Source organism: Geobacillus sp. PK12 (assembly GCF_004123125.1).
Classification (GTDB): Bacteria; Bacillota; Bacilli; order Bacillales; family Anoxybacillaceae; genus Geobacillus; species Geobacillus zalihae.
This window is the reverse complement of sequence record NZ_SDKL01000011.1, coordinates 1-14628: the sequence shown is the minus strand read 5'-3', so window position 1 is coordinate 14628 and position 14628 is coordinate 1. Positions and strand designations below refer to the sequence as shown.

At 51.4% G+C, this 14628-nt stretch carries 19 protein-coding genes; 2 read left to right on the top strand and 17 right to left on the bottom strand.

The features are described from left to right. Positions 1–119: 119 nt before the first annotated feature. Positions 120–971 (bottom strand): HAD family hydrolase, encoded by an 852-nt coding sequence (locus ETR37_RS05445; protein ID WP_129447015.1) that lies wholly within the window; start codon positions 969–971, stop codon positions 120–122. A gap of 294 nt (positions 972–1265) precedes the next feature. Continuing rightward, positions 1266–2831, bottom strand: a complete 1566-nt coding sequence (locus ETR37_RS05440) for a plasmid pRiA4b ORF-3 family protein (protein ID WP_014196111.1) — start codon at positions 2829–2831, stop codon at positions 1266–1268. Positions 2832–2960: 129 nt separating this feature from the next. Here ETR37_RS05440 and ETR37_RS05435 point away from each other — a divergent pair, with 129 nt between their 5' ends. Both ETR37_RS05435 and desB read left to right on the top strand, forming a co-directional pair. Then, entirely contained in the window at positions 2961–3374 is a 414-nt protein-coding gene (locus tag ETR37_RS05435) for an EamA family transporter (RefSeq protein ID WP_129447014.1), read from the top strand. A 280-nt stretch (positions 3375–3654) separates the two neighbouring features. Then, positions 3655–4773, top strand: coding sequence for a Delta(10) desaturase DesB (desB, locus tag ETR37_RS05430; protein WP_129447013.1), 1119 nt, complete (start codon positions 3655–3657; stop codon positions 4771–4773). 150 nt (positions 4774–4923) lie between these two features. On the opposite strand, the gene ETR37_RS05425 is transcribed toward desB, so the two are convergent. The 15 genes from ETR37_RS05425 to ETR37_RS05355 form a co-directional block, all read right to left on the bottom strand. Continuing rightward, positions 4924–5310: a DUF302 domain-containing protein gene (locus ETR37_RS05425; protein ID WP_021321731.1), complete on the bottom strand. Its 387-nt coding sequence runs from the start codon at positions 5308–5310 to the stop codon at positions 4924–4926. 142 nt (positions 5311–5452) lie between these two features. After that, a complete protein-coding gene (locus ETR37_RS05420) occupies positions 5453–6235 on the bottom strand; it encodes a sulfite exporter TauE/SafE family protein (protein WP_129447012.1) in 783 nt (260 codons plus the stop codon). A gap of 72 nt (positions 6236–6307) precedes the next feature. After that, positions 6308–7444, bottom strand: a complete 1137-nt coding sequence (locus ETR37_RS05415) for an MBL fold metallo-hydrolase (protein ID WP_129447011.1) — start codon at positions 7442–7444, stop codon at positions 6308–6310. 48 nt (positions 7445–7492) lie between these two features. After that, a complete protein-coding gene (locus ETR37_RS05410) occupies positions 7493–8062 on the bottom strand; it encodes a sulfurtransferase TusA family protein (RefSeq protein ID WP_129447010.1) in 570 nt (189 codons plus the stop codon). Between the two features lie 21 nt (positions 8063–8083). Continuing rightward, positions 8084–8380 carry a rhodanese-like domain-containing protein gene (locus ETR37_RS05405; protein WP_015375136.1) on the bottom strand — a complete coding sequence of 99 codons (297 nt, stop codon included), beginning with the start codon at positions 8378–8380 and terminating at the stop codon, positions 8084–8086. Positions 8381–8392: 12 nt separating this feature from the next. Continuing rightward, positions 8393–8758 (bottom strand): rhodanese-like domain-containing protein, encoded by a 366-nt coding sequence (locus ETR37_RS05400; RefSeq protein WP_129447009.1) that lies wholly within the window; start codon positions 8756–8758, stop codon positions 8393–8395. 17 nt (positions 8759–8775) lie between these two features. After that, entirely contained in the window at positions 8776–9258 is a 483-nt protein-coding gene (locus ETR37_RS05395) for a DsrE/DsrF/DrsH-like family protein (protein WP_015375138.1), read from the bottom strand. 51 nt (positions 9259–9309) lie between these two features. Then, entirely contained in the window at positions 9310–9537 is a 228-nt protein-coding gene (locus ETR37_RS05390; RefSeq protein WP_060788958.1) for a sulfurtransferase TusA family protein, read from the bottom strand. A gap of 102 nt (positions 9538–9639) precedes the next feature. Continuing rightward, entirely contained in the window at positions 9640–9900 is a 261-nt protein-coding gene (locus ETR37_RS05385) for a metal-sensitive transcriptional regulator (protein WP_013145015.1), read from the bottom strand. Then, positions 9867–10259: a hypothetical protein gene (locus ETR37_RS05380; RefSeq protein WP_060788959.1), complete on the bottom strand. Its 393-nt coding sequence runs from the start codon at positions 10257–10259 to the stop codon at positions 9867–9869. The genes ETR37_RS05385 and ETR37_RS05380 overlap by 34 nt, the downstream gene beginning before the upstream one ends. 89 nt (positions 10260–10348) lie before the next feature. Further along, positions 10349–10918 (bottom strand): class I SAM-dependent methyltransferase, encoded by a 570-nt coding sequence (locus tag ETR37_RS05375; RefSeq protein ID WP_020278575.1) that lies wholly within the window; start codon positions 10916–10918, stop codon positions 10349–10351. Positions 10919–11003: 85 nt separating this feature from the next. Then, positions 11004–12131: an MBL fold metallo-hydrolase gene (locus ETR37_RS05370; RefSeq protein WP_014196120.1), complete on the bottom strand. Its 1128-nt coding sequence runs from the start codon at positions 12129–12131 to the stop codon at positions 11004–11006. 45 nt (positions 12132–12176) lie between these two features. Then, positions 12177–12422 (bottom strand): glutaredoxin family protein, encoded by a 246-nt coding sequence (locus ETR37_RS05365; protein WP_013145011.1) that lies wholly within the window; start codon positions 12420–12422, stop codon positions 12177–12179. A 23-nt stretch (positions 12423–12445) separates the two neighbouring features. Then, on the bottom strand, positions 12446–12835 hold the full coding sequence (locus ETR37_RS05360; RefSeq protein ID WP_011231562.1) for a DsrE/DsrF/DrsH-like family protein: 390 nt from the start codon (positions 12833–12835) through the stop codon (positions 12446–12448). Positions 12836–13109: 274 nt separating this feature from the next. After that, positions 13110–14372: a glycoside hydrolase family 18 protein gene (locus tag ETR37_RS05355; RefSeq protein WP_129447008.1), complete on the bottom strand. Its 1263-nt coding sequence runs from the start codon at positions 14370–14372 to the stop codon at positions 13110–13112. Positions 14373–14628: the final 256 nt, after the last annotated feature.

The following is a 14628-nucleotide window of genomic DNA, read 5'->3' as shown; positions in this document are numbered from 1 at the left end:
GATTCCCCTCTCCGACAGCACACATTCACGTTTCAGCAGACGGGGCAAGCACCGGAAACCTGAGCCTCTCTACATCCAAAGCGATGTGGTGAACGTCCAATCGAAAAAAACGGGTGCCGCTACACCCGTTTCGCAAGCAGCCGCTCAAGCCCCGCCGCCACCCCATCTTCTTCGTGGGAGGACGTCACCATGTCGCAGATGGCTTTCAGCTCCGGTTCGGCATTGTCCATCGCCACGCGATAGCCTGCGACCTTAAACATCGACAAATCGTTATGGCTGTCGCCAAAGGCGACCGTGTCGCGCACATCGATGCCGTAATGGGCGGCGAGCTGTTTGAGCGCCTCGCCTTTTGTCGCCCGTTCGTTGTTCATCTCAATATTGTGCGGGTGCGACGAGGTGACCGTGACACCACGGAGCGCGGCGAATCGCGACGCTGCATCACGCAGCCGCTCGCGGTCGAGGGCGAAAATCAGCAGCTTATACATCACCGTCTGCGAGTCGTCCCACACCGTGCGGATGTCATCAACATACATCACCCGCGCCTGCTGGAACTGCTTGTTCACGAGCCACTTCACCTCTGGCGCCGCATCGGCCATCCCGGAAGCGAGCGCCTCCCATTGGGCGCGGTTGTGCAGGCCGACATAGACCGCATCGCCCGTGTACGTCTCGCAATACAAATCGGACTGTTCGCGCACCCACTCAAGCGTCGGACGGACGATTGTCCGCTCGAGCGGCGCCTCGCTGATGACCGTGCCGTCTTCGAGCGAAACGACCGCGCCGTTTAAGCTGGCGATCGGGCAGATAATGCCCGCCTCGCGAAGCGGGGCGAGCGCGTCTTTGCGCGCCCTCCCTGTCACGACGGCGACGATGTGGCCCTGCGCCTGCGCTGCAGTGATGGCCGCCCGGTTTCGTTCACTGATTTTTCCTTCCCCGTTTAATAGCGTTCCGTCCATATCGAGTGCAATCAACATCTCTGATCCCTCTTTCTTTCGTCATGCCAAAAGCGGCTGGAAAAACGGTGTTCCGACAGAAGCAGGGGCTAGTGGAAAGTTGGAAATGTCCGCCCTCTTCTCTCCGCACGTCAGCGCCTGCCCCCATCATCTCCTGTTCGGCATCACGATCGGCTTCTTCTTAGAATTCCGGTGAAAAACAGTTGCCACGCGCAAATCAGCGGCATTTCACCAAAAAAGAAGACTGATTTCGCAAGGTTTTCTAATTAAGAAACAACCGGAACTAACAGTGTTTTCTACTAAATCACTAGACCTTTAGATCGCAAACTGTTCAAACAATTCCCTCACTTCATCGGAACGAGGGGTTGGGCCTGTGCTCATATTCACACCCAACTCGCGCAAAAGCGGGGCCAGCAGCGGACCGTGTTCCTTCGTGACGCGCACATGGCTCGGTACACGCCCGAGCGCGCGAGCAAATTCAAGAAAACTTTGTTGCAGCGTCTTCGCCTCCAGCTGGCCGCGAAACACTTGGTGATGCAAAATGACTCCGCTCGCTGCATCGGCAGCCAGCGCCAGCAGCGGAAAATACGGGCGCTCCCAGCGTCGCTCCTGAATCGGCTTGTTCACATAAGCGATCGAAAACTCCGCAAACAGCGGGGCGCGATCGAGCGCCTTGACCTTTTCCAACTCGTCCGTTCCGATTTCAAGCACCGGTGTTTCCTTTTTCTTCGCCTTCGGGCGCGACACCCAGCCGTCGCGCCAATGAAGCCCGTCTTCTCTCCGTTCGGCAATCCGGGCAAACAATCGGTTGCCGCGAGCGGACAAAGCTAGGGACAGCTCGCCATCGCGCAGCCGCTCGGCGACAACGACCGCTTGTTCCAATGCCATAGCCGCCCATGCCGCTTCCTGTTCCGAAAGAAACCATGGATAATATCCAGGGGCAAAACTGCGGAACATCGGCAACAGCTGTTTTCCACTCACAGGAATGTGATACTTCCGCAACATCGCTTTATCGTCTCTTTCCAAGTCGTTTCGGGGCGCGAACGACACGAGCAATGCGCGCTCTTTAAACACAGCGTCTTTTGGATGCAACGTTCCAGATAAAATATCTTGCAAGCATGCATACCCTTCCTCACCGATGTAAATGACAAGGCCGTACTCCTGGCCAAGCGCCCCGATCACCGTACAATACAACGATTCCCCATCAGGAGTCACCACGGCAAAAATTTGATCATCGTCCATCCATGTCCACGGGGCCAAGTCCCTGTAGGCGAGCGCTTGATCGAACAGCGTTTTCCATACATCCTGTTCCACTTCTTCGACTCTGCCTTTGCTTGCGGCTCGTTTCGTTTTTTTCGCCTCACCTTCTTCCTTCACCACTTTTCGTTGAAACGGGGCGAGCGCCACATTCACGTTCGCCGTCAGCTCCGCTGTGCTCATCTCTTCCTCTATGGCTTGCACTTCTCCCCAGCTGTCCTCTTTCAAACCCACTCGCACGGCCTTGATACAGCACGGATACAACGCGTCGGGAACTGGATCGACGATCTTTTCCAAAACGATGTCATGCTCCCACATATCTCCAAAATCATACACGTATTGGGCGCGGTCGCCTTCTTCGACAAACCATTGCCCAATCCTTTCCTCCCGCTCATCGTAATCGGCGCCGTCCCATCCAGCCGCTTCGTTGCCGATTTCAATGCCCAGCCGCGCCGTTCCGCCGACCTTTGTCATGTAAAACGTATGCAAATGTTGGTCCATCCAGCCGAATGCGGCTTGCAACACGCGATGCAGCTCGGCGAACGTCATCTCCCCCGGCACAAGCAACCGACGCCAAATGGGAGGGCGCGTATGCTTCAATTGCACTTTGAGTTGATAAATCATTCTCTTCTTCCTTTCTCATTGGCTTGTCTTGTCCTCTATTATAACAGATCAACGGAAACATGATGAAATCTTCCCTCTTTTCGTAGTATAATAGATGAAAAAATTCTCAACGAAAGCGAAGGGATCGATATGTGGATCGTGTATGCTTTGTTGGCGGCGGTGTTTGCGGCGCTGACATCGGTGCTGGCGAAAATCGGCATTGAGAACGTGAACTCCCATCTAGCGACCGCCATTCGCACCATTGTCGTGCTCGTGCTCGCATGGATGATCGTCTGGATGACAGGGGCTCATCACGGCCTAAAAACCATTTCGACGAAAAGCTGGTGGTTTTTATGCTTATCCGGAGCAGCAACCGGATTGTCGTGGCTTTGTTTCTACAAAGCAATCCAAATCGGCGATGTCTCGCGCGTATCAGCCATTGACAAATCAAGCTTGGTGCTGACGATTTTGTTTGCGGCGATGTTTCTCGGCGAACCGCTGTCCGCGAAAGTGGTGATCGGGGTGCTGCTCATTACCATCGGGACATTGATCATGATGTTTTAGCCAGCCGCCTGCTCAAGCGTCTAGCCTGTTCTTCTGGAAGCATTGCCATCATGCCCAAATTTGGTATTTTTCCATCAAGCCTATAGACAGGACGATCCAAAAGATGTTACAATAATTCTTATAGTGACCAAGAGCTTTTCTCGCCCCTCCACATCATTTCGGCATAGAGGACAGCTTTTGGGATCACCTTATGAAATAAGGTCTTCGTTGCGACCAAGAGTGTGTGAATGGCCTCGCCGCTGCTTGTCAAACGGAGAGTAGTTTGAAAGGAGATCACTGAATGAATGATTTTCACCCGTTCGGCTGGTACGCGGCGAAAATAGCCCCGCATTTGCCGAAAAAAGCGTTTCAACCTGTGAAGTCCCGCTTGTTTGGAGGTCTGGCTTATGTAGGGCTCGTCATCGCCGGCATCCTCGCTGTATCACTTTTTCATCTTCACCCGGTATGGAACCTCCTCATCTCTGTTGTGCTTGGTTTCAGTTTTGCCGCGTTAGGATTTTTAGGACATGAAATTTTGCACGGCACCGTCGTCCGTACACCTTGGCTGCGCGATCTTCTCGGCGCAATCGCCTTTTGGCCGCTTTGCACCGGTCCGAAGTTGTGGAGAAAATGGCATAACGCCAGCCACCATGTGCATACCCAGCATGAAGAAAAAGATCCGGACGCGTGGCCAAGCATGGAAAAGTTAGCGAAAAGCCGCCTGCTCTCTTGGGTATACCGCATCCCGTTTCCGATTCGCGCTTTTTTCGCCTTTAGCTCGTTGTCCGTGATGTTTACCCTTCACTCGATCCGGATGCTGTTTTACTTTTTCAAAGACTTTCGCCGGAAGAACCGCGCGGTTGTCCTGTTTCAATTTTTCTTGCCTTGGGCGACATGGCTCGGGCTGTTATGGTTTGTCGGCTGGGAAAAATGGCTGTTCGCCTTTTTGCTTCCGTTGCTCGTCGCCAACACGATCGTCATGAGCTATATCGCAACCAACCATCGTCTCAATCCGTTAGTGCCGGTCAACGATCCGTTGGCGAACAGTTTGTCGGTCACCGTGCCAAAGTGGGTGGATATCCTCCACTTCCACTTTTCGCACCATACTGAACATCATCTCTTTCCTGCGATGAGCTCGAAGTACTACCCGCTCGTGAAAAAACACATCAAACAAATGTGGCCCGACCGCTACCACGAAATGCCGATGGGAAAAGCGTTGGCCGCCCTTTGGAAAACGCCGCGCGTCTACTACGAGCACAACGAGCTCATCGAGCCGAAGCAAGGCCATGTGTACGGCACGCTCGGCAATGGGCTCAACCCCGACCGGATTGTGCATCGCGAGCTGGAAACGGAAAAACAGCCGCGCGCAGCCAAAAAACGGGCAAAAACAAAAAAAGCAGCGGGGCAAGAGAATTTGTAGAAAGGATGGGCTTTGCGGCCGTCCGCCTCCTATGTGGATCAAATAGCGGCGAAGAGGGGAAAAGAGCGCTTTTCTTTCTGCAAACCCGCGTTTCCGTGTATGTGCGCACAACCAAAAGGTGCCCCGTCATGTGGGACACCTTTTTCCTTTTCACTGACGGCATTGGTCAATGCAAGCGACCAACCTTTTCTCAATATCTTCCGCGATTTCCTTCAACGCCGGCTCGTTCACCATGCCAACAAGCATTGTCGGCTTCGGCATGCCGATTTTCGTTGTGCCGTTCTCTTGATAGACGACGAGTTTGCACGGCAAAAAGTAACCGACCAACAAGTTTTCATTTAACACCCGAGCCGCTTCTTGCGGGTTGCACACTTCGAAAATGACCATCGGCGTGGAAAAATCAAGCCCCTTTTCTTGCAGCTTCTCGGTCACGCTGAACCGCCAGAGCACGCCAAACCCTTCTTGTTTCAAGTTCTCTTCCAAACGCTCGATCGTTTCGTCCATGCCTGTTGGCACGTCAACCGTGTAATGGAACATTGCTCCTTCTTCCCTTCGTGAAGATTTTCTCACTGTTTATCATGTCCAAATCGATCTGTAGAAAACAAAAGGCGAAACATGATCCGTTTTCGCCTTCACACATATCGGTTTCCCCTCGTTCATCGTCTTTCCATCGATCCACTCATAAAATATCCACCCAAATTTTCACCGCCGTCGCCAAAATCAACACGGCAAGGATGACTTGCAGCACTTTCGTGTTCATGTTTTGCCCCGCTTTCGCCCCCAGCGGAGAGGCAAGCAAGCTCGCGACGACCATGATGAGCGCCGGGATGTAATCGACTTGGCCGGTGGCGATTTTCCCGAACGTAGAGCCAATGGAGGAAATGAACGTAATGGCCAAAGACGTGGCGATCGTCATTCGCGTCGGGATTTTCAGGACAACGAGCATGACCGGCACAAGCAAAAACGCCCCCGCCGCCCCGACGATGCCGGACCCGACGCCGATCAGAAACGCCAAGGCGGCCGCCACCCCTTTGTTGAACGTCACTTGGTCAAGCGGAATGTCATCGATCCCTTTTTTCGGCACAAACATCATGATGGCCGCCAATGCCGCCAAGATGCCGTAAACGACGTTAATCGTTCCCTCGCTCATCAGCTTCGAGCCATAGCCGCCGACAAAACTGCCGACCAAAATGCTTATCCCCATATACAAAATGAGCGATTTATTCAAGTAACCGCTTTTTCGATACGCCCACACGCCGCCGATCGTGGCGAAAAACACTTGCACCGCACTGATCCCCGACACTTCATGGGCGCTGAACGCCGCCAGCCCAAACAACGGCGGAAGATACAGAAGCATTGGATATTTAATAATCGACCCGCCGATCCCCACCATCCCAGAAATAAACGAACCGACAAAACCGATTAAAAAGATGACAATGAGAAACGCGAGCGAAACATCCATCGACCATCCCTCCCTTTTGTTTTCAAAAGGGACGAGGCACGCCCCCGTCCCCTGCCAATCTGTGCCGCTTCTTTAGGCATGGGCATGATGCAGCGCGCAGCGGTTTGGGCCGATTTCAAGCTCCCGCTCTGTTTCAATATCCACGGTTTTGAGCCCGCGGTTGATGGCGACAATGTCTTCAAAGTTCGGCGGGGTTTCGGTATTGGCGCTTTGGATGACAAGATCGATAAATTCGTCTTTTGGTTTGTTTTGCATCATCTCATTGCGGGCGCGGATGCGGCCTAACGTATCGCCGACATACCCCTCCGCGTTGATTTCTTCATCTAAGCTCGCGTAGTGAGCCGGCAAGACGATCACATCATCCGCCATGGCTGCGACTTTTTCGTACACGGTGTCATACAAATCCGCCGCCCATTCCGCCACCTTGCCGCCGAGGTCCGGCCGCCCGAGACCGCCGACAAAAATCGTGTCACCCGAGAACAGCCATTTGCCGTTGACAAAGAACGAGACGCTGCCTGGCGTATGGCCTGGCGTTTTCACCGCCAACACTTCCAAATGAACGTTGGCAAAGTCGATCGTGTCATGCTGCTCGAGCGGCTCGAAATCAAACACCGCTCCCTCGCTTTTCATCAAGTAGTACGCAGCTCCAGTCCGCTCGGCCAGCGCCTTGCCGCCGGAAAGATGGTCGGCATGCAAGTGCGAGTCCACGATATGCGTGATCGTTGCCCCTTCTTGTTGGGCGGCTTGTTCGTACACATCGATAAACCGCAACGGATCGACGACAAGCGCTTCGCTTCCGGAGATGACCATATACGACAGGCATCCTTTGCCGACGCGGATGAATTGGTAAATTTTCAACTGATCATCTTCGTATACTTTCGCTTGATGGAGATGCTCACTCCACGCCTGCATCCCGCCAGCGAGCGTATAAACGTTGTCAAACCCGGCTTCCGTCAGCTGTTCGGCGACAAACGCCGCCGATCCGCCCTTCGCGCACACGACGACGATGTCTTTGTCTTTCGGAAGACGGTCGACAATCGAGTCAACCCCATCAATCAATTCAAAATACGGCACGTTCAAATAGTCAAAGTTTTTCCCTTCGATTTTCCAATCGCGAAAATCGCTTTCGTTGCGGACGTCCAAGATGAACAGCGATTCTTTGTTGAACACCTTTTCCGTCATTTGTTGCACGGTCATTTCTTTCACCATATTAACATACCCCCCAATGTATATTTGATTGTTGAAAAAGGCCGCTCATTACGATTGAGCGGAATCAAGCGGCCCGTTCCATTGCGACATGCCGGGAATGACGTTGCGCACACGGTCAAATCCGTTTTCGGCCAGCTTTTGCGCGGCCAAATCGCTCCGCGTCCCTGTGCGGCACACGACGTAAATCGTTTTGTCTTTCGGAAGCTCGGCCATCCGATCTTCAAGCTCCCCAAGCGGAATCGAAACGGCGCCCGGGATATGGCCAAACGCATACTCCGCCGGTTCGCGGACATCCAAGACAAACGAATCAGGATCGTGAAGTTTTTCTTGCAATTGTTCATTCGATACGACATGAGGGAATGTCGTTTCTTTGCGTGTTTCATTTTCCGCTGACTTGCGGATATAATGTTTCAAAACCCCATTTTCTTCAATTGTTCCTAAATATTGATGCCCTGTGCTTTCCGCCCATGCTTTGATATCGGCTTTGGATCCCTTATCCGTCGCCTGCACTTCCAGCACTTGCCCCGGCTGCAATTCATTGATCGCCTTTTTCGTTCGAACGATCGGCATCGGGCAGGACAGTCCTTTCGCATCAACGGTCATATCAACTTTAATCATGAACGAATCCCTCCTTACGGCTTATTCGACAGGCCCTTCCCAGGCCAGCATGCCCCCTGTCATGTTGACGACGCGGTAACCGCGGCTGTCAAGAAACTCCGCCGCACGGCCGCTCCGCCCGCCGGAACGGCAGACGAGAATGTATTCCTCGTTTTTGTCCAATTCATGCATGCGAAACTCGATCAAACCGAGCGGAATGTTGACCGCTCCTGGAATTTTGCCTGCAGCGACTTCCTCCGGCTCGCGCACATCAATGATATGAAGTGATTCTCCAGCGCGAAGCCGTTCTTCTACCTCTTTCGGTGTGATTGTTTTCATCATCATCCTCCTCTACTGCCAGGCGTTTAAGCCGCCTTTGACGTTCGTCACGTGCCGAAATCCCATTTTCTTTAACAGTCGGCTTGCTTTTTGGCTTCGCATCCCGCTTTGGCAAATGACAATCACTTCTTTTTCTTTGGATAGTTCGTGAACGCGTGCTGTCAATTCGTGCAGCGGGATGTTCCGAAACCCTGGCAGATGGTAAGACTGAAACTCCATCGGGGTGCGCACATCAATATATTGCACCCCAGGTTCTTTCAACCGGCGTTTCAATTCCGCTGTTGTGATCATCCGCACCCCTTTCGGCGGGATGAAGCGGCTGGCAAAAAACCAAACAAGCAAAACAAACAGGATGATGTTGATGATGGTTTGCGACATAGGATTCCCTCATTTGATTAAATGAATAAGTTCACATTTCCTTCCGACGCATCAGCCAAATACGCGGCGACGCCAGCAAACTCAACGCCATCGATCAATTCCTCCGGCTTCAGCCCAAGCAAATCGACTGTCATTTGGCAAGCGACGAGTTTCACGCCTTGCTCCTTCGCCATCTCGATCAACTGCGGAAGCGGCATGGCGTTATGTTTTTTGATGACCTTTTTGATCAACTTCGGGCCGATGCCGGCAAAATTCATGCGCGACAGCCCCATGCGGTCCGCGCCGCGCGGCATCATCTTCGCGAACATCTTTTCAAGAAACCCTTTTTGCACTGGAACCGACGCCTCTTTCCGCAAGGCGTTCAGCCCCCAGAACGTATGAAAGATCGTCACATCATGGTCGTAGGCAGCGGCGCCGTTGGCGATGATGTAAGCCGCCATCGCCTTGTCATAGTCGCCGCTGAACAAAATGATCGTCGTCTTTTTCTTCGGCTGTGTCATCTGGCTGCCTCCTTCCCTTCATACCTGTATGGGTATAAAAATGTGCACACATTATCCTTTTTGGATCCAGAACATCAACACACCGTTGTCTTCTTTCATCTCAAGCACCGTATGGCCGCTCGCTTTCGCCCATGCCGGCAAATCGTTTTTCGCCCCTTTATCGGTCGTTTGCACTTCCAGCACTTCTCCCGATTGCAATTCGTCCATCGCTTTTTTGGCTCTCACCACCGGCATCGGGCAAGCCAATCCCTTTGCATCCAATACTTTCGCTACGTTCATGATGATGACCTCCTTCACAACAGATTTTTATTACCATTACCCCTATGGGTATATTACTACAAGAAAAAGAACGTTGTCAACACCTTTTTGTTGAGCAACGCATTAACGGCTTTTCACAAGCAGTTCCACTGCTTCTTTGACAAGACTGTCTGTGCTTTCTCCTTTTTCCATGCTTTCACGCAGGCAATGTTCCAAATTGGTGCTGACGATGACGGCAATGGCGCGGTCAATGGCATTGCGCGCCGCTGAAAGTTGGGAAACGACGCTCTTGCAGTCTTTCCCTTGTTCCATCATGCCAAGGACGCCTTTAATTTGTCCTTCAATCCGTTTTAAGCGGTTTTTGATCTCTTTGTTATATTCCATCGGCTCGTTCGCCCCCTTTCTTGACAATCACAAGCCGTGATCGAATAGCTTTTCACCTCATAGCCATAGCGGCGCAACAGTCGGATGCCGACGTTTTTTTCGATGGCATCCTGGGCAATGATATGAAGCGGCTTTCGCGGGATATGCCGAACATGCCGTTTCAAATACGCCACCGGAATATGCAACGCTTGGCCAAATATGGAGCCGTTGCTTTCATTATAATCGCGCAAGTCAAGAAGAAGCAAGCCGTCCGGCACCTCTTCTACCGGAAGGCATGGGATATGTTTTACAGGATAGTAGCGTCGATACAACGCTGCGCCCAAAAGAATGAGAAAGAATAACAAACTGCTAACGATCAACGGTTCACCCCCTCTATTCACCCTATGCACGATCATTATATACCCTATACGGTATAATGACAATAAGAAATATTTTCCTCAACAATTGGTTATTCCCAGCGAATCAAAAGACCATAGACAGCCGGGTGAAAACGGACAAGTTCCACGTTGCCCGCCTTTTGTTTCACATAGGAAAACAGTTCATCCGACGGAATCCGCTCATGGAGCGGCGGCCCCATTTCGCTTTCAATCGCTTCCCATTCGATCAACAGAAACTGCCCTTTTGGCTTCATCACGCGGCGAATTTCGTCAATGGCGGCTTCTTTTCGTTCCACTTCATGAAAGACGAACGCCATGATTCCTTTGTCCAGCGAATGGGAAGGCAAGGCGGTCGAGGCGACATCCGCCACCCGATATTCGATGTTGGTGATCGCTAGTTTCTCGGCTCGCTGTTTTAACAATTCAATCATTTCCGGCTGCACATCGATCGCGTACACTTTTCCGTTTGTCGCCTGCGCGAGAGGAATCGTAAAATAGCCATTCCCCGAGCCAAGATCCACGATCGTGTCATTCGGTTTCACAGACAACATCGAAATTGCCTGTTGCGGGTCGATCCATTCCTTGCGCTTCGGATCCAATAATCGTTCAGCATGTTCGTAATGAAAACGATGCCCTGTCATCCTTTTCCCTCCTATTCCTCACTTCCATTTCATTATACTCGCAAAGAGAGGAAAAAAGCCGGCATTGGAAAACGCCGGCTTTTCCCTACCGAACGGCGCACCGGTTTGGACCGATTTCCATCTCCCGTTGTTCCTCTTCCGTAGGATGCAATTTCCCCATGTTGGTCTGCCGAATTTCCTTGTAAGCATTCGGCTGCGGCGGCAAGTTCTCCGTGACCGTTCGGCGGAATTCTTCATCGCTAGAAATATTTAAACCATGATTCTTTTCATAAAGAACCCCCAACCGTTCCGCCACGCTGCCATCCTTATTCATTTCATTCGGCCCCATATAGTGCGCCGGCAATACAATCAAATCATCTGCAAGCTGTTTGTAACGCCGGTAAAGCGTCTCCCGCAGATCATCGACCCAGTCTTGCGCTTTCCCGGCAAGATCCGGGCGCCCGATCGAGTCGATGAATAAAATATCACCGGTTAACAAATATTGATCGTCCACAATAAACGATGTACTGCCGATCGTATGCCCCGGCGAATACAACGCTTCAATCACGACATGGCCGACGCGGATGCGGTCGCCATCTTGAATCGGTGTGTAGGTAAACGTCACCTCTTCCGCGTCTTTCGGCGGCAAGTAATACGTTGCACCCAGTTCTTCCGCCAACTTGCGCCCGCCAGAAATATGGTCGGCATGCAAGTGCGTATCGAGCACATGCTTGATTGTAATGCCGTGTTCGTTGGCAAAACGGACGTATGCGTCAGTCATGCGGTTCGTATCGATCAACGCCCCCTCGCCGTTCGATTCGACGAGATACGAGAGACACCCTTTGCCGAGGCGGACGAATTGGTAAATCGTTCCTCCGCTTTTCAGCTCGCCGATTTTCACTGGTTCCAAATGTTCGCTCCATGCCTTCATGCCACCTTCGATTGAATAAACGTCCGTATAGCCCGCCGCTTCCAACTGTTCTGCCACAAACTCCGACGAGCCGCCCTTCGCGCAAACGGCATAAATCGTTTTGCTTTTATCTTTTGGCAAACGGTCCAAATATGGTTCAATGCCATCCAACACTTCAAAATACGGAATATTGACGACCTCGACATGTCTCCCTTCAATCCGCCAATCGGCAAAATCTTCGGGGTTGCGAGCGTCCACAATGAACAGCTCCTCGCCGCGAATGATCTTATTGGCGATCTCTTTGACCGAAATCGTTTTTGCCAACGATATCCCCTCCTGATCTCATAGTTTCGTCAATGGTCTGTTATTTCAACGATGATTCGCCTGATTCCACAATGCCATAATGGCATCCGGATCATACCCAAGCACCCAGCGGCCGTTAATCTCGATTTGCGGCACGCCCATTTGCCCGGTCGTTTCCACCAGCCTCCGCGCCGCTTCCGGATCGAGCTCGACATTCACTTCCTTAAACGGAATCCCTTGAGCGCGCAAAAAGTTTTTCGCCATGACACAATACGGGCATGTCGTTGTGGTATAGACAGTGACTTGTGCCATATTCTCCTTCCTCCTCTCCCTTATTAGAAGGCCAATGTAATATCGGCGTCTTTCGCAAACTGCAGGAACGTCGCCGCCCCCGCTACTTCAATGCCATCGACGAATTGGTCTTTGTCAAGCCCCATGACATCCATCGTCATTTGGCAAGCGATCAGCTTTACCCCCATCTCTTGCGCCATTTGAAGCAATTCGGCAATCGATGGAACGTTCGCTTTTTGGAACCCTTGTTGAAAATGTTCCTTCCCTTCCGGAATCGGCAATTGTTTGTGCGCTTCTTTATGGATGAGATTCAACCCCTCAAACGTAAAGAACACCCCGACCTCCGCGTCTGCCGCCGCAGCGGCCGTCGCAATGTTGAACACCTTGTACGCATCAAACAACCCGCCGTTTGCTGCAATAATCGCCACTTTCATGACAACAACCTCCTTCACGTATGTCGCTATTCTATTTCGATACCCTCATAATATTTTATACACATATACACGCTGTATTATACATATACGTGTATATGTATTGCAATAATCATACTATCGCATCATTGTTTTCTTGTCAACAAAAAAACGCAAAATCCAATGCAACGACTTTTCAGCCAGCTTCCAAAAAACGCTTCCCACTTCAAACGAAGCGAGAAGCATCCATTTTCCCGATTTCCCCGCTGACTAGACAACCAACGGAAATGGGTGTTTCTTATACTTTCCGAACAGTAAAAAACTTTCGCACCAACCATGGGCCTGGCGCAAATCGCAGCCCCAACTCCCATGCACCGATGCCCGCAATCTGAAATTGGCGGGCCAATTTCATTTTCTGCCCTATGCTTCTGACATCTTCAAACCATACCTCATGAATGTTTCCAAGTTCATCCGTATATCGAAAAAAGGGGGATTCATATTGAAACGAATATTGAATCGGCGATTGGTAACGCATGGCGGTTAAAACCGCCTCTTGGTTGGAGAGGGCCTCCGCCAATGTCCCAGGCTGGTACGGAATGATCCAATCGTATCCATATAAAGGAAGTCCGAGCAAGATTTTTTTTCGGGGGACGCGCTCGACGGCAAACTGAAGCGTCGATCTCACCTCACTAATAGGAGCGACTGGACCAGGTTCACTTGTTAAATGGTGCCAATCGTACGCCATAATAAACATATAGTCGACGACAGCACCAATGCCGCCGTAATCGTAGCCCCTGAGCCAAGGGATCTCCTCGCTCGTTTTCGCTGGAACGGCGATCGTCAAAACATACCCAGCCGGTTTTAACCGATCGCGCAACTGGCGCAAAAAACCCGTAAACAAATCACGATCCTCTCCGCGAACCTGCTCGAAGTCAATATTGACGCCACCATAGCCTTTCCGGGATACTAAATAAAAAATGTTTTCAACCAAGTTCGCCCTTGCTTCCGGATTGTTCAGCACTTGGCTTGCCAGTCTCGCACTAAATCCTTCTGATGTTAGGTTCGTCACTACCGCAATGGGTGTGACGCGGTTTTGCCATGCTGTTTCAATCGCTGCGGCGTCATCCCGCGTAGTGACAATGTCGCCATTAGGGGCAAAGTGATATTCGAACAGGGCAATGTACGATGAATACGGGGCAAAATCTCGCACGAACGCCCGATCTAAGTTCGGTTCGCGGAGAATGTAATAGGCTAACGTTATAGCTTGATACCAGGAAATATCAGGAATATAAATTTTCATTCCCGGATACATCCTGTACGGATCCACCGCCGGATTGGCTGCCCGCAACTGTTCGACCGTCACAAATGCTTTCTGTGCAATGGCGCTTAGCGTGTCTCCTGGCTGCACTGTATACGTATAGCTAGGAACAAGCAAAGCTTGACCAGGAACAATATTCGTTTCAACTAAGCCATTGACAAGGCGCAGACTTTCCAGCGGATAATCGTATCGCCTGCTGATTGAAAAAAGCGTATCTCCAGGTTGAACAATGTGGATAAACATGACCATCCCCCCGTTGAATCAACAAAGCTTCGGCGCTGGCATCATGATAAATATATATATGCTTATCGACCGCAACCGCACCTTGTCTTGACATGGCTAGTTTGCGATTCTTTTGCATGTTCCTAACGCGCAAGTCCTCCACGCACACCAATGCTCACACGCGGAAGCGGGTGTCTTCTCGGTTTAGGATAATAAAAAGCGGCCAAAAAGCCGCTATATAAATTGAAATAAAGGTTTTCTCCCGTTCCACGGCGAA

Bases quoted from the DNA above. Each gene is read 5' to 3' on its own strand.
- ETR37_RS05445 (WP_129447015.1), bottom strand. From the start codon at position 971: ATGTTGATTGCACTCGATATGGACGGAACGCTATTAAACGGGGAAGGA.
- ETR37_RS05440 (WP_014196111.1), bottom strand. From the start codon at position 2,831: ATGATTTATCAACTCAAAGTGCAATTGAAGCATACGCGCCCTCCCATT.
- ETR37_RS05435 (WP_129447014.1), top strand. From the start codon at position 2,961: ATGTGGATCGTGTATGCTTTGTTGGCGGCGGTGTTTGCGGCGCTGACA.
- desB (WP_129447013.1), top strand. From the start codon at position 3,655: ATGAATGATTTTCACCCGTTCGGCTGGTACGCGGCGAAAATAGCCCCG.
- ETR37_RS05425 (WP_021321731.1), bottom strand. From the start codon at position 5,310: ATGTTCCATTACACGGTTGACGTGCCAACAGGCATGGACGAAACGATC.
- ETR37_RS05420 (WP_129447012.1), bottom strand. From the start codon at position 6,235: ATGGATGTTTCGCTCGCGTTTCTCATTGTCATCTTTTTAATCGGTTTT.
- ETR37_RS05415 (WP_129447011.1), bottom strand. From the start codon at position 7,444: ATGGTGAAAGAAATGACCGTGCAACAAATGACGGAAAAGGTGTTCAAC.
- ETR37_RS05410 (WP_129447010.1), bottom strand. From the start codon at position 8,062: ATGATTAAAGTTGATATGACCGTTGATGCGAAAGGACTGTCCTGCCCG.
- ETR37_RS05405 (WP_015375136.1), bottom strand. From the start codon at position 8,380: ATGAAAACAATCACACCGAAAGAGGTAGAAGAACGGCTTCGCGCTGGA.
- ETR37_RS05400 (WP_129447009.1), bottom strand. From the start codon at position 8,758: ATGTCGCAAACCATCATCAACATCATCCTGTTTGTTTTGCTTGTTTGG.
- ETR37_RS05395 (WP_015375138.1), bottom strand. From the start codon at position 9,258: ATGACACAGCCGAAGAAAAAGACGACGATCATTTTGTTCAGCGGCGAC.
- ETR37_RS05390 (WP_060788958.1), bottom strand. From the start codon at position 9,537: ATGAACGTAGCGAAAGTATTGGATGCAAAGGGATTGGCTTGCCCGATG.
- ETR37_RS05385 (WP_013145015.1), bottom strand. From the start codon at position 9,900: ATGGAATATAACAAAGAGATCAAAAACCGCTTAAAACGGATTGAAGGA.
- ETR37_RS05375 (WP_020278575.1), bottom strand. From the start codon at position 10,918: ATGACAGGGCATCGTTTTCATTACGAACATGCTGAACGATTATTGGAT.
- ETR37_RS05365 (WP_013145011.1), bottom strand. From the start codon at position 12,422: ATGGCACAAGTCACTGTCTATACCACAACGACATGCCCGTATTGTGTC.
- ETR37_RS05360 (WP_011231562.1), bottom strand. From the start codon at position 12,835: ATGAAAGTGGCGATTATTGCAGCAAACGGCGGGTTGTTTGATGCGTAC.
- ETR37_RS05355 (WP_129447008.1), bottom strand. From the start codon at position 14,372: ATGTTTATCCACATTGTTCAACCTGGAGATACGCTTTTTTCAATCAGC.